This is a genomic window from Pseudoalteromonas umbrosa, assembly GCF_030125375.1.
Lineage (GTDB): Bacteria > Pseudomonadota > Gammaproteobacteria > Enterobacterales > Alteromonadaceae > Pseudoalteromonas > Pseudoalteromonas umbrosa.
The window spans coordinates 221,781-243,939 of sequence record NZ_JASJUU010000003.1 but is presented as its reverse complement, the minus strand read 5'-3'; the positions used below and the strand labels follow the sequence as shown (position 1 = coordinate 243,939).

Annotated in this window: 13 protein-coding genes; 4 read left to right on the top strand and 9 right to left on the bottom strand. The window is 41.7% G+C overall.

What is annotated here, in order from left to right; genetic code table 11:
- The first annotated feature begins 537 nt into the window (after positions 1-537).
- Entirely contained in the window at positions 538-3,702 is a 3,165-nt protein-coding gene (locus QNM16_RS11095; RefSeq protein ID WP_284020549.1) for a DUF3427 domain-containing protein, read from the top strand.
- A gap of 1 nt (position 3,703) precedes the next feature.
- Here the strand turns inward: QNM16_RS11095 and QNM16_RS11090 are convergent, their stop codons facing one another.
- The 6 genes from QNM16_RS11090 to QNM16_RS11065 all read right to left on the bottom strand — a co-directional run bounded on the left by QNM16_RS11090 (position 3,704) and on the right by QNM16_RS11065 (position 12,953).
- On the bottom strand, positions 3,704-3,970 hold the full coding sequence (locus tag QNM16_RS11090; protein WP_284020548.1) for a hypothetical protein: 267 nt from the start codon (positions 3,968-3,970) through the stop codon (positions 3,704-3,706).
- A gap of 24 nt (positions 3,971-3,994) precedes the next feature.
- The gene (locus QNM16_RS11085) at positions 3,995-4,771 is read right to left on the bottom strand and encodes a BRO-N domain-containing protein (protein WP_284020547.1); all 777 of its coding nucleotides are present in this window, start codon (positions 4,769-4,771) and stop codon (positions 3,995-3,997) included.
- 9 nt (positions 4,772-4,780) lie between these two features.
- Positions 4,781-6,385: an anti-phage dCTP deaminase gene (locus QNM16_RS11080; RefSeq protein WP_284020546.1), complete on the bottom strand. Its 1,605-nt coding sequence runs from the start codon at positions 6,383-6,385 to the stop codon at positions 4,781-4,783.
- A gap of 12 nt (positions 6,386-6,397) precedes the next feature.
- On the bottom strand, positions 6,398-9,430 hold the full coding sequence (locus tag QNM16_RS11075) for a DEAD/DEAH box helicase family protein (RefSeq protein ID WP_284020545.1): 3,033 nt from the start codon (positions 9,428-9,430) through the stop codon (positions 6,398-6,400).
- Positions 9,431-9,434: 4 nt separating this feature from the next.
- Positions 9,435-10,037 carry a class I SAM-dependent methyltransferase gene (locus QNM16_RS11070; RefSeq protein ID WP_284020544.1) on the bottom strand — a complete coding sequence of 201 codons (603 nt, stop codon included), beginning with the start codon at positions 10,035-10,037 and terminating at the stop codon, positions 9,435-9,437.
- Positions 10,038-11,450: 1,413 nt separating this feature from the next.
- Entirely contained in the window at positions 11,451-12,953 is a 1,503-nt protein-coding gene (locus QNM16_RS11065; RefSeq protein ID WP_284020543.1) for a calcium-binding protein, read from the bottom strand.
- Between the two features lie 419 nt (positions 12,954-13,372).
- On the opposite strand from QNM16_RS11065, the gene QNM16_RS11060 reads away from it, so the two are divergent.
- Both QNM16_RS11060 and QNM16_RS11055 read left to right on the top strand, forming a co-directional pair.
- Positions 13,373-14,317 carry a sensor histidine kinase gene (locus tag QNM16_RS11060; protein WP_284020542.1) on the top strand — a complete coding sequence of 315 codons (945 nt, stop codon included), beginning with the start codon at positions 13,373-13,375 and terminating at the stop codon, positions 14,315-14,317.
- Positions 14,317-14,874, top strand: a complete 558-nt coding sequence (locus tag QNM16_RS11055) for a heme NO-binding domain-containing protein (protein WP_284020541.1) — start codon at positions 14,317-14,319, stop codon at positions 14,872-14,874. The genes QNM16_RS11060 and QNM16_RS11055 overlap by 1 nt, the downstream gene beginning before the upstream one ends.
- 5 nt (positions 14,875-14,879) lie before the next feature.
- On the opposite strand, the gene QNM16_RS11050 is transcribed toward QNM16_RS11055, so the two are convergent.
- Positions 14,880-15,458 (bottom strand): hypothetical protein, encoded by a 579-nt coding sequence (locus QNM16_RS11050; RefSeq protein ID WP_284020540.1) that lies wholly within the window; start codon positions 15,456-15,458, stop codon positions 14,880-14,882.
- A 1,102-nt stretch (positions 15,459-16,560) separates the two neighbouring features.
- On the opposite strand from QNM16_RS11050, the gene QNM16_RS11045 reads away from it, so the two are divergent.
- Positions 16,561-16,965: a helix-turn-helix domain-containing protein gene (locus QNM16_RS11045; RefSeq protein ID WP_284020539.1), complete on the top strand. Its 405-nt coding sequence runs from the start codon at positions 16,561-16,563 to the stop codon at positions 16,963-16,965.
- Positions 16,966-17,798: 833 nt separating this feature from the next.
- Here QNM16_RS11045 and QNM16_RS11040 read toward each other — a convergent pair.
- Both QNM16_RS11040 and QNM16_RS11035 read right to left on the bottom strand, forming a co-directional pair.
- Positions 17,799-20,894: an efflux RND transporter permease subunit gene (locus QNM16_RS11040; protein WP_284020538.1), complete on the bottom strand. Its 3,096-nt coding sequence runs from the start codon at positions 20,892-20,894 to the stop codon at positions 17,799-17,801.
- On the bottom strand, positions 20,891-21,961 hold the full coding sequence (locus tag QNM16_RS11035; protein WP_284020537.1) for an efflux RND transporter periplasmic adaptor subunit: 1,071 nt from the start codon (positions 21,959-21,961) through the stop codon (positions 20,891-20,893). Before QNM16_RS11035 ends, QNM16_RS11040 begins: the two co-directional genes overlap by 4 nt.
- Positions 21,962-22,159 lie beyond the last annotated feature (198 nt).

Here is a 22,159-nt window from a genome sequence, read left to right as displayed (position 1 = left end):
AAAGTGCAACCTATTAAAACCAACAACACGATCCCCAACCCAGTCACCCTGAACTCGCTTCAGGGCCCATATCCCCCTCAAATATGGATTGCGGGGCAAGCCCGCAATGACAAGGGTAAGAAAGTGCAACATGTTATAGCCAACAACACTATCCCCACTCCCGTCACCCTGAACTCGCTTCAGGGTCCATAACTCCCTCAAACATGGATTGCGGGACAAGCCCGCAACGACGAGGTTAAGTAAAGCGCCGACTCTTTAAACTCTCTAAACACAACTAAACATGCAGCCATTCCCTAAAACCAACAACACAATCCCCAATCCCGTCACCCTGAACTCGCTTCAGGGCCCATAGCCCCCTCAAACATGGATTGCGGGGCAAGCCCGCAACGACGAGGGTATAAAAGTGCACCGCATTAACCTCATCTAAGCGACAAGCGAAAAAGTACTCGCACAAACACTCTCCTGGTCCAACACATCAAAAAACGGTAAGATAATAGCGCTATCAATTAGTTAGAATAAAAACAACAGGATTTGGCCGTGCAGCAAATTGGCATTTATGAGCAGCTTATTACCCAAGTGGTAGAGCAAAACTTAAACCGCGAACAGTTTTATATTGGTGAACGTCAGCTTGAATCAAGCGAAGCCTCTGTGTGGCTATCACGCTTTCTCTCAAAACTGGTTGCCCATGCCATTGATGCTATCCCAAATAGTGATGACAACCGCATCACCAAGCAAATTGAACTGGCCAACAAACTGGTGTTTTGGTTAAAAGATCACATCAGAGATGATCAATTGATCAACGAAAACCTTATTGATTCACAAGGTCGCATCCTCACCGCCCTATTTGATAAGCAAAACCCAATCTCTAGCGACCTACCAAGTTATAGCAAAGACATATTTCCACAAACGGGACTGAGCCAAAGCGAGTTATTTTCTGGTGCAAACGCAGGTATTTCTCTTGAGAGCGAAATCAAAAGAGAGATCTTATCCAGCGACACCATTTACTGGTTGGTGTCATTTATACGCTGGACAGGCCTACGTATTTTTAAAGAAGAACTAAAGCGCTATGTTGAGAGTGGTAAACAATTAAAGGTAATCACCACTTCTTACATGGGCGCGACAGAGCAACGAGCCATCGACTTTTTAGCCAGCTTGCCAAACACCCAAGTAAAAATCAGCTACAACAATGATAGCCAACGCCTACATGCCAAATCCTATCTGTTTTTGCGAGATAACGGTTTTCACACCGGCTATATTGGCTCCTCCAACTTATCAAAAGCCGCATTATCTAATGGATTAGAGTGGAACTTAAAAGTCACTAATCAAGAGATCCCGCATATTATTCAAAAAGCACTGAGCACCTTTGAAACTTATTGGGAGTCTGATGAATTTGAACGCTACACAGGTAAAGCGCCTTGCCAAAATAAATTAACGCAAGCGCTTAATGTCGCAAAGAGTCAGCAAGCTGATGCCTCACACTTTTATTTAGATATTCAGCCAAAATCGCATCAAAAAGCCATGCTTGATAAGCTCTGTGCTGAGCGAAGTGTACACGGTCGATATAAAAACCTAGTCGTTGCAGCTACAGGCACTGGTAAAACCTTGATCTCAGCGTTTGACTTTGCGCGATTTTTAAAGCAGAAACCACAAGCTAAATTACTCTTTGTTGCCCATCGAGAAGAGATACTAAAACAAGCGCGCTCAGCATATCGTGCTGTGCTCAAAAACAACCAATTTGGTGAGCTATGGGTCGGACAACACAAGCCAAGTAGCTTTAATCACCTGTTTGCGTCAATCCAAACGCTCAATAATCAATTAGAGTCACTTAACCTCACCGCCAATTTTTATGATTACATTGTCATTGATGAAGTACATCATATCGCAGCAAACAGCTACCGAGGTGTGATCAATCATTTTGCACCCAGCATCTTACTCGGTTTAACTGCTACGCCCGAAAGGCAAGACGGTGGCAACATTCTAAGTGATTTTGATGATGTCATAGCGGCAGAACTACGATTACCTGAAGCCATCAATAATCGCTATTTGATCCCATTTCAATACTTTGCCATTGATGATGATACAGACCTCAGCCGTGTTTCTTGGCAACGTGGCCGCTACGATATTGGTGCGCTTACACACGTATTCACGCAAAACAACCATCGAGCCTTAAAAATCATGCAAAGCCTAGCGGATATCGTCGCGAATGTGCACGTCATCAAGGCATTGGCATTTTGTGTTAGTAAGCAACATGCCATATTTATGGCCGAGCAATTTAACTTAAAAGGCATTAGCAGTGATGTACTAACCAGTGACAATGCCACTGAAAGACACGATAAACAGCAAGCCCTCAGACAAGGCGATATTCAAATACTATGTGTGGTGGATATTTTTAACGAGGGTGTGGATATTCCAGAAGTCGACACCCTACTATTTTTACGTCCAACAGAAAGCTTAACTTTGTTTTTGCAACAGCTAGGCCGTGGCCTACGCTTAACCCAAGACAAAGAATGCTGTACCGTTTTGGACTTTGTGGGTAATGCACGACCTGAATATGACTTTGCCAGCAAGTTTAGAGCGCTGGTCGGTAAAACCAATACCTCAATCAGCCAAGAGATTGAAAGCGGGTTTGCACATCTGCCTTTAGGTTGTCGCATTGAATTACAAAAGCAAAGTAAAGACATCATTCTTAAAAATATTAAAGGTGCCATAAACAACAAGCGTCGACTACAAGCACTGCTCAACCGCTATCATCAAGACACCAACTTACCGCTCACACTCGCTAACTTCTTACAAGTTAACCCAAGTGTGACTTTAGAAGATGTATATAAGCTCTCTCAAGGTAAACTGGGGGGGTGGCATTGGCTAACCAGTCAAAGTGACTCAATGACGGAGCTTGAGCAAGCTCAAATACAAGCCTACTACCGCGCTATCAATACCCAGTTAATTACATGCAACTCACTCAGTTACCTGCAGTTTTTACAGTCTTTATGTAACCATGACTTTGATTTTACTGAACTTAAAAACATCCCCAATAGCACTGTATTTGCTTTAATGACACACTACAACTTTTGGGAAAAATCAGGTAAGCAAACAGGACACCAAGACATTACCACCAGCTTAAAAGCACTTGCCAATAAGCAACTACAAGCTGAGCTCAGCGACGTGCTCAACATCTTAATAGACCGTATTCATCACCAAGAGCAATCACTGTCGGGCTTACCCAATACCGCTTTACAATTACATAGCAGATATTCTCGTGAGCAGATACTCGCGGCGATTGGCGCAAGCACCTTTGAGAAAAAGTCACCAGCACGTGAAGGCGTGTTAGAGCTTAAAAGCCACAATATCGAGCTGTTATTTGTGACCCTCACTAAATGCGAGAAAACCTATTCCCCAACCACACTATATAAAGACTTTGCCATCAGCCCCACCCGCTTTCATTGGCAGTCACAAAACAGCGCAAGGCCGGAGCGAGGTAAAGGCTTGAGCTATATTACCCAGCAAAAAACTGGCAAACGCATCTACTTATTTATGCGAGAGCAAAACAAAGACGAAAATGGTCGCACCATGGGCTTCGTCAATTTCGGTGAGGTGCAATATGTGACGCATACAGGCAGTCAGCCAATGGACATTACGTGGGACTTGCTTCACCCCATGCCAAGTGAGTTATGGCATGAGGCTGGGAAGCTGGCGGTTGGGTGAATTACATACTCCCTTTACTTTTTGGAGCCTGTAACTTTTTAATCTGCTTGAGCTCTCTCAATATACCTTCAAAGTCACTTATCGCTAGTTTGACTTTTAATTCATTTACTTCTGTAAATTCTTCCTCATATTGAAAAGGGTCATTATGATATTGGTGATACACATTTGGGTTAGGTGTAACGCCCATCACTTGAAGTTTTAATACTCTAAATCGCTCATCTAATTGCTCGACATAGCTTTGCAGATGGTTTTTTCTAACTATAGGCATTTGCTCTCCTTATAAGCATTAGTATTACGCACCTTTAATATATGAGATTGCTTTATCTACTACTCCAATTTCAAATAATGCACCTATTCTTGTTCCATTTGGACATGGTAACTTGGGCTTTGGCTGCCTAAAGTTTAAGTTTTCACACCACGCTACAGCTTCCAAGATTTTCTCATCGTCAAAGAAAATATCTAGCTGCTTTAACCTTTCACTGACTGAGGTATATGAACAATGAGGTTCTTTATTTTCTAGCTTTTCAAGTTTTTCACACACCCCATCAACTTTACTTTTGACTTCTATAACTTGAGATTCTAGCTCTTCTTGCCTATTTATTGTGTCTGCTAGCACTCGTGAATTCTGAGCCAGTAACTCTGCCATCTGAGCTAATGAAGAACCTTTACTACTTTCTGGAGGCGGGTAACAGCCATGGCTTGACAATGAAGGAATCACTTTATGAAACAACCACTTTTGAAACTTTTTACCAGCCTTACTGACATCGCCTGACAAAACTCTATATAAACCAGGTTCCGTTACAAAAATTTCATTTTCGCCTTCAAAAGTTGGATAGATTTTTGGGCGCAAAATAAATTCATCTTTTTCGAGAACTCTCATTTGTTTTTTAAGAATTCCCGCCATGCTCTTTACCGTAAAATGTTCATCGATTTTACGATTTTCCCGATTTAAAGTTATCAGTATGTCTTGCAAAGAAACATAAAGAGTATCTTCAAACATCAAGGTTCTTATATGGTTGTCACCCGTATCACCTTCGTAGCATATTTTGACTAGTTCTCCTGCTTTCAATTTAACCTCCTAGTTGATGGAAACTGTGCTATTGCATTTTGGATATGTGGAACACCCCCAAAACTGTCGACCTCTTTGCTTTCCTCTTGATGCAACTCTTTTTACCATTATTGAGCCACACTTCTCACACAAGGGATCTTTCGAGTGATCTTTTTTCTTACTAACAATATAAGTTCTGTAATATTCCGCATACTTGCTTTCTGCTAACTCAATCGCGACTTGAGATTTATATGTTCTTGGAGATTTTCCAGAGCGACTCCATTGGATTGTGCATCCTTTTAACTTACGTTTCGACTTTTCACCGCTTCCAAGAGACATCGAAAATAAGTCTAAATACCTTCTTGGTCCGACACCAACAAAAGGTTCAAATTTAACTTTTTTCAAGCCATTGTCTTTTGACTCAACAGATATAGAATCACTGTGTAATTTTGTCGCATAGCTTTTAGGGTAAGGCTCAATAAATTTAACAGTATCAACACCTGCGGCAACTATATGTTTTGCGCAGTTATGGCAAGGAAATGTAGTAGTAAACAATAAACTTTTAGATATACCAACACCGTTTCTGGCAGCGCAAAGCAGAGCCTCCATCTCTGCATGTACAACTCGACCATACTCTGTTAGGTCTAGCAGGCCAGTATCCTTTAGCAACCTTTTACCTCTTTCCAGCTTATCTTCTTTCGATTCGTCTAACGCCTCGCTCTCCAGAGCAGCCATGACATTTAAAACAATCTCATTCCGCCGCTCTTCATTTGGGTCAATTTTTCTGACGATGTCTCGATCATCATCCCAATCGTCACTTTTTGGCCAATACTGCCCTCCGCCATACTTAGGAACATCATTCGCTCCAAGAGACAATATATCAAACTCTTTACTTGTAATGACTGCACCGACTTGGCGAGATAGGTCTCCAGACCTAACGGAAGCCATGTACGCTAAAAACATCGAATGTTCGAAAGGAGTTGGAGTAATTAAAGGGTTTCCAAATACCAAGTCTGTAAAACGGCCGATCGAGTCGTCCCATGACTGATTATCCAAATCTATAAAGACATCTGCATTTTGAAAGACATCTCTAGTATTTTGACCATACTTATTTTCTTCCGCATGATCCTTTTCGATCAACTCATCAACTATCGATAAGTTATCTATTCCAAGACCCGATTGAAGGTGCTTTCTTCTAGTTTCTTTACTGGCAGTAATTCCAGTCAAATAGAAGCTTTGTCCATATACTTTTTTAAGAGTGATAATTTCATCAGGGTGCTTAATTGACCTCACAATATAAGCTATCTTATTTTTGCTCTTACCTTTTCGATTTTTACTAATTTCGGATATTGCTGATAAAGCAAAAAAATCATTCCTTTCATACTCCTGTCGGAGCTTTGAACAGCGCTCCATGCCAATAGAAATACGTAAATGTTGACTGTTATTATCTAATTTATTGTTAAAGAACGTGTTAGCAATTGTACTTAAATGGACAACATGAACATCAAACTGATATTGAGTCAAATATGTTGTCATTTTGGAAATTACAATATCAAGATCAATACCTACAGGGGCAACCAAACCAAAAACTAAATCTCCTGCTTCTTCTTTAAATTCAAAGTTTTTATCAAACATATAACTTCTCCTCTAACTTTTTCTCAACCGCGCAAACGTCACAAACTCATCACTGGCTTCCATGACTGCATACTCTGGATTTCTTGCCACAAGTAGGTAAGTTATTTCACCTTGCGCATTTATCTGTTTTTGTACATCGCGTAATAAAAATTGCTCATCGCCTGCGCTATCAAAGCGCTCTATGGCGATGGTGGTATTGGTGATCGAGCCTGCGTTATCGGGTGTGATGCGCTCAAGTAGGAGTAGATCTCCGTCTAAAATCGGGTGCTTTCCGCCGTTCATGGAATTGCCGCTGGCGTGCGCCAAAAAGTGTTTTTGAGGGTCGACTTTACCGCAGCCTTCAGGGGCTGGCAGGGTTGTCATATCACTGGTGTCGCCCGTTTTAAAATGACCGCACGCGATTTTTAAATTTGGGAAATATGGCAGCTGAACAATATCGGCTTCATCCGCTGAATTATCATGAGGAGGGGCACTTTCCACTGAGGTTAATTCAGCGCCTATTGAGCTGTCGTTTTTACCCTCAACCTCTTGATGACTGGTGCTGTTAGCTTGCTGCTGTTCAATGGCGGCTAACTTCTCACTTTTGCTTTTGAGATAATGAGCTAGTCGATATTGGCTTAGCTCAAGTATGCAGTCATAAAGCTGTGCTACATCTTGCTCATTAACCTCGATATTGAGCTTAAACAACGCATCCTCAATGGGTGTATTTGCAGGTTGTTCAACCACAAACCAATGATGATCTTTGCGCTTGTGCACTGGTTTTACAATGTCGGTAAACGCATTTATCGGATTGATTAACCAATACTTAAACCAAGCTGCACTGCCTTTGGTTTTACTTTGATCTTTTTTTGCAATGTCTAAAGCACGCAGCTGTGGGTAGCGCATCAGCACATCATAACTTTTATCGGCCAAAGCCTTTAAGCTGGTGGGATTTGAAACCCCGTCCAATGCAACAAACGCTTCCAGCAAAATAGCTTTAAAGCATTTGGTCATGGGTGTTTGCTCAACGCCTTTATGTAAGAATGCTTGGAAAGGTGCAAGCCAATGTGAGGTGATGTTTTTGCTGAGTCCTGCGTTTGCTACCAGCTCAAACCAACTGCCCTGCTGTTTGGCTTTTTTAATATCGCCATATTCATGGAAAAACTCACTGGCACTGGGGCCATGACCGAGTAGTTCGGCTAGGTTTTGATAGTCTTCAAGTGCATTGGTGCGCTGCGCTTTAGCAAGTTTTTGCCAAAAGTCCGTAATGGCCAAATCGTAATTAATAAAACAGCCATCGGGTAATGTGCTGTTCTGCGCGTTGTGCTTTAGTTTTGTCGCCAATTCCTTGGGTGAATGTGCGCCAAGCAAAGCATAGGGTTTGTTTAAAAAGCTGTGGTGATTACCAATAAAATCCATCACCACTAAATGGGTTTTATCCTTATGCGTTCTCAGCCCTCTGCCAAGCTGCTGCAAAAACAAAATTTTAGACTCGCTGGGCCTGAGCATCATCACGGTATCTATGCTTGGAATATCAGTGCCTTCGTTGAATAAATCGACACTGAATATGACCTGTAGCTTGCCAGATTCCAACTGAGCGAGCGCTTCACAGCGTTTTACTTTTGAGTCACCGTGTACGGACGCTGCACGGTTCCCCGCCTGATTAAAGTACTCAGCCATATGATCCGCATGCACTCTGGAAATACAAAACGCCAGCGTGCGCGTTTGTGCAAGCTTGTTGTAGTGCTGTAGTGCATGCTTGGCTCTTTGCTCTGTGGCAAAGTGATTATCTAAGCTCTTTGGGTCAAACTTGCCATTTCGCCATGGTATGGCGGTGTAGTCTACGCTTTCATCCCAAATACCGTAGTAATGGAATGGCGCAAGCGTTTTCGCATCGATGCCTTGCACCATGTTACGCTCATACACGAGGTTATTGTCACACAAGCCCAAAATATCCGCTTGGTCGGTGCGCTCTGGCGTCGCGGTTAAGCCCAGCAAAAACTGCGGGGTAAAATACGACAAAACATTGCGATACATTTTACTGCTCGCATGATGAAATTCATCAATGATGATGTAATCAAAGTGCGCCGCAGAGAAATTAGCTAAATTACTGGTTTTACCAAGTGTTTGTACTGATGCAAACAAGCAATTTGACTCGATGTTTTTAGACTTTGCGTTGTAAAAACCAACTGTGCAGCCAAGTAGATGGGTAAAGGTTTTAGCCGCTTGTGTGAGGATCTCGTCACGATGTGCAACAAACAAGATTTTCTTAGCCTTTACCTGCTGTACATCCAGTGCCGCGAGCCAGGTTTTTCCCATGCCTGTTGCCAGTACCACAAGGCCCCGTTTATAGCCATTGGCTCTGGTTTGGGTGAGCTTTTTCAATGCAGCTTCCTGCTCTGGCCTTGGAGGGAACACCTCAGGTGGCTCTTCATTGGTATCTGCACTCACAGCGCGAAACTCAGGTTTAACTCTGCGCTGTTGATACGCGTCAATCCACTGATCAGTTAGGTTAGTCACTTGTGGATGGTTGAATACTGCCTCAAACGCCCGTTTAAATTCAAAAAAAGCATCATCGTTAGTGCTTGGTGACACAGGAAAATAGTCATGCCGAAAAGCCCATTCGAGTCCGCTTGTCAGTGCCACTTTACTAATATTATTCGAGCCAACAAACGCGCTGCCCTCATATACCTGACCGTTTTCACCCTGTGTTTTGGTGAAAATATATGACTTCATATGAAAGCTATCTTGAGGTTTAGTCTCAAATACCCTGAGCTCAGCACCCAAACTTTGTAGAGATATAAGCGCTTTTAGTGCCTGCGGACAGGTATACCCTAAATAATCAGAGGTAAGTAGTTTTAGGCTGGTGTCATTATTTAACGCGGTATACAGGGCATCAAACAGTAAATTAAGCCCTGAACGCTGAATAAAAGAGACGGAAATCTCTATTTCATCAGCGTGCTCGATGGCTTGCAGCAGCGCAGGAAGGAGCGGGTCATCTCCTCCGGTATAGAGTTGTTTTTGGGTGTTTAGTTGATGTGCTCTTCCTTGGTTAAAACTATTCACTTAATTAATCCTTCCTAAGTAAACAATTTAACCAAAGTTCGTTCTCTCGCCCGGGCCGCCTATCTTCTGTCACCCATACTTTAATGGCATCCAGTGAGGGTAACCCCTCAAGTAACTGCCCGAGACCTTTTTCATCGAGATCTGAAAAGTGCCGCTCGCCGTGCATTCGTTCACCTTGCCCATGTTTAAATGAGGCATACATGACCCCTTTAGGCTTGAGTGCTTGTTCTAGATTTTGCATAACGCTTGATAAGTGGCGATGTTCAACATGCAATAAACTGGCACACGCCCAAATACCATCGAACTCTGCGACGTGATCGAATGATTCAAAGCGTGCGTGCTGCACTGGTTGGTTTAGCAGGTTGGAAGCAATTTCGACGAACTCAGGACAAGCATCCATCGCGCTTACCTGAAAACCTTGCTTTTTGAATGCCAATGCATCACGTCCACTGCCACATCCTGCATCGAGAATATGCAGCTGCGAATTGGGTTTATCTTGCAGTGCTTGTAAAAAAGGCGTGTACAGTGGCTGCATATCTACATTCAGAGTAGCATCTGCAAATTCTTGGGCATGTTGACTGTAATAATGGAAAGTAGACTCGGACATCGCTCACCTTAAAAAATAATACTCTGCGGTGGCACGTATAGACAATGACTGACTTTGATAGGTCCTGCTATACGCGATTCAAAAGTCCTTTAACCGCTTACTTCTAACTAATTGCTATTAACAAATAACTTTGTATTAATTAATTTATAGCTTGCCATCATTTAACACGATTTCCCACACTATTTATAGTGTTTTAGCTCGGATATTCGGGATTTTTTTGAATTTAATGTGACAAGAACAGCATTTAAAATTTAGAAAACTTTCCAATATAACCTTTTTATTCTGTCGACATCCATTACATGCAATTACATCTATTTTGTTATTTGCATTTATGATTTGTTTGATGTGTTGAGTTTTCGGGTGAGAATAGCAGATATGGGCCCTGAATAGAATTTAGGGTGGCGTAGGGTTAGAACTGAGTGATAAATTTTAGACATGTATAACTCCCAACCTCGTCATTACGGGCTTGCCCCGCAATCCATTCTTTTATGCACCTTGACTGATCGGTGCTTTTAATTGAACAACACATGGATCCTGACATTCGTCAGGATGACGCAGTTTGGACTCAGCTTAAATCTAAACATTCGTCATTGTGGGCTTGCCCCGCAACCCATTCTTTTAAACAACCTAAATGGTTGGTGCTTTGAGTGAATCAAAATGGATCCTGACTTTCGTCAGGATGACGCGGTTGTAGCTCTGATTCGCTCTACACATCCGTCATTGCGGGCTTGTCCCGCAATCTATTCTTTTAAACAATCTGAATAGTCGGCGCTTTGAGTGAACAGAAAATAGATCCTGACTTTCGTCAGGATGACGGGATTTGAAACCTGCTTTCTATCTAAACATGTGTCATTGTGAACTTGCCCCGCAATCCATTCTTTTAAACAACCTGAATGTTGGCCCTATGAGTGAACAACATATGGATCCTGACGTTCGTAAGGATGACGGGATTTGAAATCTGCTTTCAATCTAAACATTTGTCATTGTGAGCTTTTACCCCGCAATCTATTTATTTAAACAATCTGAATGGTTGGCACTTTGGGTGAATCAAAATGGTTCCTGACGTTCGTCAGGATGACGCGGTTAGGGTTCTGTTTAAATCTAAACATTTGTCATTGTGGGCTTGCCCCGCAATCCATTCTTTTAAACAACTTGAATGTTGGCCCTTTGAGTGAACAACATATGGATCCTGACGCTCGTCAGGATGACGCAGTTGGGGCTCAGCTTCAATCTAAACACCCGTCATTGCGGGCTTGCCCCACAATCCATTTGCTTTATAAAACTTAGTTGATACACAACCGCACGTACTCAACATAGCTCCTACACTCAATACTCAATCCAGCAGCAATAACCCCACCACCAAAAAAGCCCACAAACGTGGGCTTTGGTTGATAACCTAATTACCAGATCAGGTTAGTCACATGAAATTGTATTACCGTCTTTATTGTAGCATTGCTGGCTTTGGCCGATTTGCCATACACAGTTATAAGCCACATTGTCTTCCATACAGTGAGTATATGTACCATACATGCCATTGCCTGGGTTAAATGACACTTTCCACTCGTAATATGACCAAGGCGTGGTCGCGCGGTTATCTAACCAGCGGTAAAACACCGATGATGACACTATGTCATACAAAGCATGCGGCTTTTGGTTTTCTTTATAACTACGCCAGCCATTTTTAAAGCCTGAGTACGAGTTATCCATTTCTACTACGGCATCAGCGGCATCAAAATAGGGGTTATCAAAGTTACTGCGCTTATCCACTTTTGACAGCAAGCCTTGGTAGTCATCTACCCAAGTCGTGCCTTCGCATTTGTCCAGAAAGACCATACCTTTGTCATTGCCCTGACCACATGAACCTTGTGGAGCACTGTCGCCAGTCCAAATGTAGTCGCCGTTTTTACCGCCTTCAATTTTGGCATCATATCCCGTTGAAAGCGCGATGATCACATCGTTTCCTTTACCCCCTTCTTGATCGGAGAACTCGCCGTTGGTCACGAGGATATCGTCGCCGTCATTACCCCATGCTTTGTGCCAACGCTTGTTGTTTGAATTGCCGTCGCCATCTTCAAACAACGCATCATCGCCGTCACCACCATGCAAGCGGTCTTCACGGCCTTCGTTACCCGCAAGGTAATCGTCGCCGTCATCACCATGTAAAGTATCGCTGCCTCTGCCGCCGCTTAGCACATCATGGCCGTTGCCGCCGTACAGCTTATCAGCGCCATCTTTACTGTGGTCACAGTGCGGTGCATCGTAAATATCACCGCCATTGGCGTTTTCAAGCACACACCCACCGCCGATGTAATCATTATCATTGCCGCCGTACAGTCTATCTTCACCTTGACCACCCATGATGAGGTCGCCGCCGTTGTCACCTAAAATTGTATCGTTGTTGTACGAGCCCAGTAATTTGTCATGGCCACTACCGCCGCGGATAGAGTCATTTCCATAACCGCCATCCACTTCATCATCGCCATTGTCACCTAAAATGGTGTCGTTGCCGCTGTTACCAAAAATCGTATCGTTATTATTTCCACCGCGAATATAGTCGTTCTGACGACCTGTGGTGATGTGGTCGTTACCATCGCCGCCATACACCTTTTGAATGACATTGACATCCTTGCCATTGTAGGTGTCATTGCCACTGTGAAGCACAGCATAAACCTCGTCAATTTGGCTCAAATAAAAGCTATCGCAGCTACTACTGTTGCCCACTCTTCGAGTGACCTTCAAATTATCGCCAGACACACTCAGCGTGAACTTCTCGCTGCTATTCGTGCCATTAATTTTTAGTGTATCGCCGTCAATATAAGCGCTTGCGCCGTCACTTAAACCGCCGCAGCCCGCCATCGCATAATTTGACAAACCAAATGCCAAAGCTGCGCAGAGTGTACTTTTTTTAAACATCATTTTATTTTCCTCAATATGATTGATATAGAGGCATTTTTAATCCTTTACCTGCCTACCCAAGAGGAAGCTAAAAAGCAAATAAGTAAGAAAAGTGAAGGCAACCACTCCCAACTTCATTTGGCGCAAACGGCATATATTTTGGCAGCATCTGCCAGTACCAGTTTGCAAAACAGCTTCGCTTTTCGCAAATTGAGACTCACAGCCTTTGCGTATTGAGTTTTCGCATTTTGAGAATTAATTTCGCCTTTTTAGGTCTTTGCAATATGCAAAAAATGCTTTTACATTCTTCTTCAAACTGAGGCTAGCATTTTCTTACTCATTGTTTTTCCAACGTAAAAAATACAAAATTACTATTTATAGCTAAATTGGAGCTATTCTTGCTTTGATGTTAGTAAATGTAACGACTAGATTGGATTTGCATGACAACACTAGAAGCAAGTAAAACCATCGCGCTACTTGAGAAAAAGCTTCAACGTGCGCTAGCAGGTAAAGCACACGCTGAAGATTTGCTCGAGTCCAGAGCGCGAAGCTTGTACAAAGCGAATGAAGAACTCTGCGAAGCACTTGAGGCGCTCAAAAAGCAAGAGGTGCAATTAATTCAACAAGAGAAGATGGCCTCTCTAGGGCAGCTTTCTGCGGGGGTCGCACATGAACTCAACACCCCTACTGGCTATGCCAAATCGAATATTGAAACGCTTAAAATGTATCTCATTACTTTACTTGCGTATCAGGACGACCTTGAAAAAATGGCACCAGACGAGCAAGCAATGTTAGCGCTCAAATCCAGCTACGACGTGGCCATTATTCAAGATGATATCCCAGATTTGATGGATGAATCCTTGTGTGGCCTCAATAAGATTGCGTCAATTGTCACTGAGCTTCGCAACTACACACATATCGACAACGAGGAAATGGTACCAGAGGATCTCAACCTAGTCCTTGATCAAGCAATCAATTTGGCACAGAGCAGCTTTAAACATCACGCGACCTTGAACACCCAGCTTGGCAAGTTACCCAAGCTTGTATGTAGTGGTAACAAGTTATGCCAAGTGTTTTTAAACTTATTAATCAATGCCGGTCAAGCAATTGAGAAGCTTGGCAAAATTGACATCATCAGCAGCTTTGATGAGCGCAATATTTACGTCACTATTGCCGATGATGGCATGGGGATATCAGCGCAAAACCTACGTAATATATTTGACCCATTTTTTACCACTAAGCCGGTCGGTAAAGGCACAGGATTGGGCCTATCGATTTCTTACAAAATCATTCAGCAACACAAAGGAAAAATCGCCGTTGAAAGTACAGAGGGTAAAGGTACGCGCTTTACCATTAGTCTGCCATTTAAACCGGAGTTTGCTTAATGAAAGGTCATATTTTTATCTTACTTGAAGAGTTTGTCACTGAAGTAGCTGGCGAAGAAGTGTTATATGACGCTTTCGAAGCCTGCTCGTTTGATACTAACACCGCATTTGTACGGACAGAAAATTACCCTGATGAGCACCTTATTGAATTGGTCGATATCGTTATTAATAAAATCGGTATTACACTCGCACAAGCGCATTTTAGTTTTGGTAAATGGCTTTACCCAAGGTTGTCAGGGTTACTACCTAAGCATTTCACTGATTACACACACCCTGCCTATGTATTGCAACAACTAGATGACTTACATCATATAGAACTTAAAAAGCTCTACCCAGATGCGCTGCCGCCAACATTTCAATACAACACGCTTTCCTTGTTTGAAGCACAGCTTATTTATACTTCAGCACGCAGAATGTTCGATCTGGTTGAAGGTGTATTGGCTGGTATGGCCGATTACTACGGTGTACAAATAACCGTAACAAAACAATTAAACTGGCAGGATAATCAAAACTGCGCTAAATATTCGATTACCTATGCAAACGGCGTAGAACTATGAAGAAACTACTTAGAGTCATCTCTTACCTTCTCCTTATGGCGACAATAAAGTTGGGATACAGGGTGTGATAACATAGTTATTGTGACAAGAAAGTAGCTGAGCATGGCGTTTAGACGATAAAGAGGGCTAAGTACATCTGTCTCAATATATCCTCTTAAAATGAACTGTAAAAAGTGTATCGTAATTAGAACTGTATAGAGATAAAATATGCTTCGAGTAACACGAGAAAATGAACAGCCTCTAAGTGCATGCAGTGCGTATAGAGATATAAAAAACATGAGCCCAAAGCCCATTTTCATCAAATAGAATAGCTTTCTTCTAAATAAATAATCTACATCAAGATCAATAATTGCGTGATTCATCGGATTGTCCGCAAATTGCATTATATAAAGAATACTGAAAGTGATCCCCCAAGAAACAAGGTTTTTATCGGTCTCGGTTTTCAGCTCTATAGTTCGATCATAGAAAATTGCTGCACCATGGCATTTCACTTCATAAATTAAATAGAAAAGTGCCATCGTCATAAAAAACTGAAAGCTTCGAAATGGAATAACGTTGTAGTTTTCAGCTATAAACTTAAACACAGACCACTCTCAAAACTTTTATTAGTCAAACCCTGATTGTGCATATTGCTAAAAGCCCATTTAAAAAGGGATGAAGATGTAAAAACCACAATAAAGTACACTAGTGCTGACTTAGAAACAACACAACTATTCAAAGCCTAAAGTGTTATCTCCAAGTGAAGCTATTAACAAGAAATGAGAGACGACAAGGAGCGAAAGCATGTTTGATGGTAAGTGAAAGTTCGAATTATGTAAGAAACCTATTACATGACATAGCAAAAGTTTTAGCCATAAACTTTTAGCTTACCTCGTTGACTTTCCTTCTCAATACTCTAGTTCGGCAGTATGGATATGATAGAAGTACAAGCGTCAGAAAAATGTAATGTAATGCACCAAAGAACCGGTATATAGGAATAAATACATTGATATCAAAAAAGCCTCTAAGCACAAGCTCTATAAAATTAGTGGTTATGGTAGTGAGCAGGATATAAATGCAATATCTCGTAGGTGAAGAAAATACACATCTGCAAAGAGAATGAAGCGTATAAATACACAGTATACAGGTAAAACCAAAGCATATCTTGAAAAAATAAAATAACTTCCGCCTTAACATTGTCTCCATTTCTACATCTAGCAATGCACTATTAATTGGCTCATCTGTAAATTGCAGTATAAAAATAACAAAAAAAGTAATACTCCAAGACAAAAAACGCTTGTCAGGGTAGTGCTTCAATTTGTATGGCTTAGCGAATAATTTAATAACCCTCTTTAAGCGGCCATCATAAATAAAATATATTGCAGTAAAGAAAAGAGAAAGCTGAAAGCCACGATGGACAATGACATTAAATAATACTGAGTCTACTGAATATGGCAAAGCTCACCCCAACTATGCCTCTTTAATCAATTTAAGTGTAACTTCGTGTTAAACAAAATAAGAGGAATAAATCTATGCTTTGTAAGATTTTACCTTTTTTACATCCAACCATCCAGTGATTAACTATTTTTTTGCAATTATTTTGAGCTTACCACCAAATTATTGTTAACAAAGTGCTTTTGTACTTAACAACTATTCATTTATGTGACAAAGTAACAAAAAAGCCAACTCACTCAATAAGGATTTGATATGTTAAATATAGGCCAAGTAACTAAAAGAACGGGAATTAATGCTTCTGCACTAAGGTATTATGAATCTAAAGGCCTCATCAAACCTGCTGGCAGGAACGGCTTAAGAAGGTATTACTCGGATAATATTATCGAACAGTTATCAGTTATTGCACTTGGTCAAACGGCAGGATTCACCTTGGACGAAATCGCCTCTTTTTTTAATGGTAAAGATATTGAAATAGACAGAAATATGTTGATTCAAAAATCTCAGGATATTTCTCATAAAATCAAACAACTACAGACTATTGAAGCTGAGCTAATTAAAGTAGCAAACTGTCCAAATTCTAATCATTTGGATTGCCATAACTTTAATCGATTAATGAAAAATGCATTTAACACACCAAAAACATCTAACAAAGTTTAAAATTTTGATAACTTAAATGATGAGTTATATGTTCAACAAAAAAAAGTATGACACTGAGAATAAATAAAAAGCCATTAATCACTATCCACTAACAGCAGAACTATCCCTGTAATGCAAACACCTAATGTTGCTGGTGGTAATAACCCATTCCCAAACACAGTATTTGAAAAAGGGTGTCGTTGGTTCACTCACATGATAGTACATATATGTAACAATCCAAGATAAGTAAGCCCAAGTCATAAGCTCACACATATAATTACGTAAGCTTTTTAATATATTTTTATGCACTCATAAAGTGTACTTAACAAAAAAAATAAGAAAATTATATACTCTCTATCATTTCAGCCTATTCGTTTTTACTACAAACTTTTTAATCAAATTCAAATACAATAAAAAGAAGATGCCATAAAGTTAGTCATTTATAAAAAGCCATTTAAACACTTATCAAACGATACTTACTCAATGAACAATTGACACAAAAATAGATAATGGTTCCCACCTTCTCCGCTACAGGTGGCATACAAAACAATATGCCGAAACATGTTATAACCCTCCATAGGCTATAGCTTTTTCTGTGTTTTTTTGCAGCTTTCAATTGAATGTAATAGCGGCTTGCATAGTTAATTTAGCTTGATAATTTGGAAAAGTATGGAGTATAAAAAGTCACATCCATGTGACTCTGCTTGCTTGGAAGGTATTATTCAAGGTCGTAACTTGAATACAGCAATTTTAATCAGAGAATATGCAAATAAAATGGAGGAAAAATTTTTATTTTAAGATATAGGGAGATATGACCAGTATACATACTGGCCATATAGTATTAATCTTATGACCTAAGTCGTTAAACGCTTAACCCTTGCAATAAACGAAGTCGTGCGCTTTTTTTGCATTAACCAATAACAACTCGGCACAAAGAAAAACGATAAAACGGTCGTTAACACAGTTCCACCCGCTATCGCGATTGCAAACGGTGGCCAGAAACTCCCTCCCGCTAAAATTAACGGTAAAAACCCGCCTACAGTTGTAATCGTTGTTGAAGTGATATGCCGCGCACATGTCATCACACCTGTTACAATTTCATCGACAGTACTCGCTTCATTAGCCCTGAGTTCAGATAAAATCACAATGGCTGCATTAATCGCCAGTCCCATTAGACCAAGTAAGCCTATGATCACGGTAAATCCAAATGGGAAACCCGCGATGTATACACTTAAAATCCCTAACATGGCAGACTGAAATGCAGTGATGAGGATCAGCCCTGTTGTAGTAAAAGAATTAAAAGTCAGTACCAACACAGTAATAAGCAGAACAAAAATCACCCCAACTTTCCCCAGCAGACTTCCCACTGCTTGATCTCGCTGCTGAGACTCACCACCGATCTCTAAACGATAACCAACAGGTAAAGTAAACTGCTCCTTTTCGAGTTGAAGTTGAAGGTCTTTCAGCACCTTCGCGGGTAGTACATCCGCTTGTAAAAATGCTTCAACCACATTTAAGCGCTCGCCATTACGGCGATGAATAGTACTTTGCTCAGGCACAATATGACTTGTAGCAAATGCTGACAATAATAAAGACTGGTTGCCCATGATCTCAACATTAGCAAGGCCATCCAGCCCATCGCGATATTGATTATCAAATCTTAAGTTAACAGGCACCGTTTCAGTATCCTCCAATACGCTTGCGACAGTCACGCCTTGAGACTGAGCTTGCAATTGCGTAGCAACACGTTGAGCTTGTGCACCTGCATGAATAAGTTGCGACTCTTGCGCCAATAACTCAACCTTCGCAGCACCCGACTGCAATGTTGTACGCGTATGTGTGACTTCAGGGTGTGCAATAACGGTTTGCTTAACCCGCTGGCCCAATTCCGCTAAATTATCGAGATCAGGGCCAAATATCCTAATTTCTATCGGCGCATTGAATGGCGGGCCTTGCTCCAGCTTCCTGACCAAGGTTTGTGCCTCAGGAAACGCGCGATCGAGTTCCACTTGTAAAGTTCGAATAAGCTCATTGGCACGCTCAAAGTCTGTCACTTTGACCATGGCCTGAGCGTAGTTTCGCGCGCCTTTATCTCTTTGCATCAAGTTGTAATAAAAAATCGGAATATTACGTCCGACCATCCAATCTAAACGCTCTATCCCCTCGTGTTTTAAAATATGCGCATCCATTCTTTTCACCAATGCTTTGGTCGCATGTATGCTGGCATTGTCGGACAAGCGAACTTCAATATGGAACATATCTCTATCCGCGGGCGGGAAAAACTGCTCCGTCAATTTGCCAGCAGAAATAAAACCAATCACCGGGAGTACCATGACACACAGCGCTGTTAACAATGGCTTATTCAAAGAGCGACTGAGTAACTGTTCAAAGACCTGACTAAGCCCTTTTAGCCTGATGCCTTGTGTTAAAAAGCCTGAACTATTTTGCGCATCGACTTGTACATATTTACCTGCAAATACGGCAATCAAGGTATGTGAAATAAGATAGGAACCTATCAATGCGAAGATAACACTCAGCGCAATACCACCAACAAATTCACCAGATGGACCTGGCATGAGCACAATTGGCATAAATGCCAAAATGGTGGTCAATGTTGAGCTCAATAGTGGTAACCAAAAATGGTGCACCGCTTTTGACACCGCTTTAATCACAGCTAAACCTTGCTGGCGGTATCTCTGTATGGCATCTGTAATCACAATGGCGTTATCAACCATAATACCCAACGCTACCACTAACCCAGTTACCGAGATCTGATGAATAGGCAAGCCATATATATTCATACAGGCCAAAGTAAACATCACGGTCAAAGGTAGTGCCATGCCAACAATAATGGCAGCTCTGAGGCCCAGAGTGACAAACAGTACTGCCAAAATCAGTACAAAGCCGAGCAATATGTTATCTAATAAACTGCCTAATCTATCCTCTGTGTAACCTTTTTGGTCAAACAGGCTATGCATTTGGATATTGTTTGGCAATGTTTTACTAAATTCGTTTAACAATGCATCAATCTGATCTGAAAACTTATCAATGCGCACATCAGGCAGCATACGAATACCTAGATACGCGCCGGGCAACCCATCTACCCAAGCAATCTCTTGCTGCGGTTCAACCAGCATACGCTCAACTGTGGCAATATCACTAAGCTGTATTTGCCCGTAGCGGCTGTCACTTTGAATAGGAATAGCCGCAATACGCGGAATGGACTTGAACTCACCACTCAATTCAACCTGCATTTGAATTTGCGCATTGCTTATCATCCCCGCAGAGACTTTCGCATCCGCATTTTTTACCGCATGCGCTACTTGCTCGAATGATAAGCCCGCTAATTTTAATTTAGCTGGGTCAAGTGTGACTCTCACTTCCTCATTTGCCACACCAAATAAATGAACCACCTCAACACCGCTTTGGTTACGTAGTTGATTGCGAAGCTCTTTGGTGTAGCGATTCACCGCGATTTGTTTGGCCTGCTGCAAAGATAAAGACTCGGTTTCATCCGGCTCTATAGTAAGTGCCACAATTTTTGTATAGGCATAGCCTCTATCGTCTTCGAGTAAAGGTGACGAGGCCTCTTCTGGCAATTCTATTTGCACGTCAGCAAGCAAATCTCGCATTCTAGACCACACGGGCGTGCTGTCTGTCACGGCATCTTCAAGTTCAATACTTAATACGCTGATCCCCGCGCGTGACATTGCAATAAGGTTTTTGATCTCGGACTGTTGCTTTAATTTTTGCTCTATTTTTTCTGTGATCTGGGCTTCAACTCGGGCAGCAGACGCGCCCGGTAAATACGTAGTTACAAAGGCAAAACGATTGATAATACGGGGGTCTTCTGTGCGCGGTAAACTGCTTAGAGCGGCAAAGCCAGACACTAGTAGCAGTGCAATGAGTAACACCTGAAATCGAACGTTTTTGAGCAAAAATGCTATCATTGCTGCTCACCTCGAGTCGCAACCGACTGGACGATATCTACTTTAATATTTGCAGCAACTTTATGTGTACCGTTGGCTAAAATCTTAGTGCCATTTTCCAAGTCGCCATCTATAAACGCATATTGCCCATCGCTATGTAACACCTCAACCGCTGTCGGTTGTAAATGTCCTTGCTCTATTTGATATATCTGCCAAGTACCGCGAGTTCCATTGGTGAGTGCACTCATTGGCACCCAGTATCCTAATTTCTCACGCTTTTTCGCTATGATCATCGAAGCCATCTGACCAGAAAAAACAACGGCATCGCTTGGTAAAGCAAAACGTAATTGTACAGTTCTTGAAATTGGATCTAAATTGGTGCCGCCTGAGCGCTTTTGCGCTTGATACACACTACCACCAATCGTAATAGGCATCATCGGCTGTATATTTGACAACAAATTTTGCGGCACGCCAATGCGCACTTCTGAATTGCTCTGCTCTAATACTCGCAACGCAATTTGACCGGGCCCCACAACCTCGCCTATCGACACCTCACGCATAGCAATCACACCATCAAAAGGCGCCTTGAGGTGTGCTTTATCTAGCCTTACATCCATGCCTTTTAATTTTACATTGAGCACCTGAATTTCAGCTTTTAATACCGCAATTTGAGAGCGGTTTTGGTCTAGTTGCTGCTGGGCAGAGTAGTTCGACTTACTCAGCTTTAATAACCGTTCGCTGTCTTGCTGTGCCAGTGTCAATTGGGCTTTGATCTTGTCTAGATTGGCAAGTAGCTCTAGTTTTTCAATTTCAAGTAACTGGGTATTTTGTTTAGCAAGTATCTGCCCTTTTTTGATAGTGTCGCCTTGATCTGCATATAAAGCCTCCAATACACCACTAAATTCAAAGCCAATCTCAGCCTCTTGATGTTTAACGACTTGCCCTGTTACCTGACGAAACTGATGGAAGCCAGTTGCTTGCTGCAAGCTATAGGCTGCGACAGGAAGCCCTTCTTTCTCAGCACCTTGGTTATCTGCCCATGCCCAATGCGCATTCATTAACAGCATTAAGCCCAATAAAACTCTCATAATGGTTCCTTGCGAATTTCTATACTTTATATACTTGCTAAACCAGCCTAGAGTTTAGTGCATTGTGTCATATGTTTGTAAACTCAAATATAAAGCATTTAAAACACCTAGAGCGGCCTATTAGGTCCGCTCATCTAATGTTGTCGTACAATAGAAATTAGAATAAATTATCTAAAGCCGTATTCATTGTACCCTTGT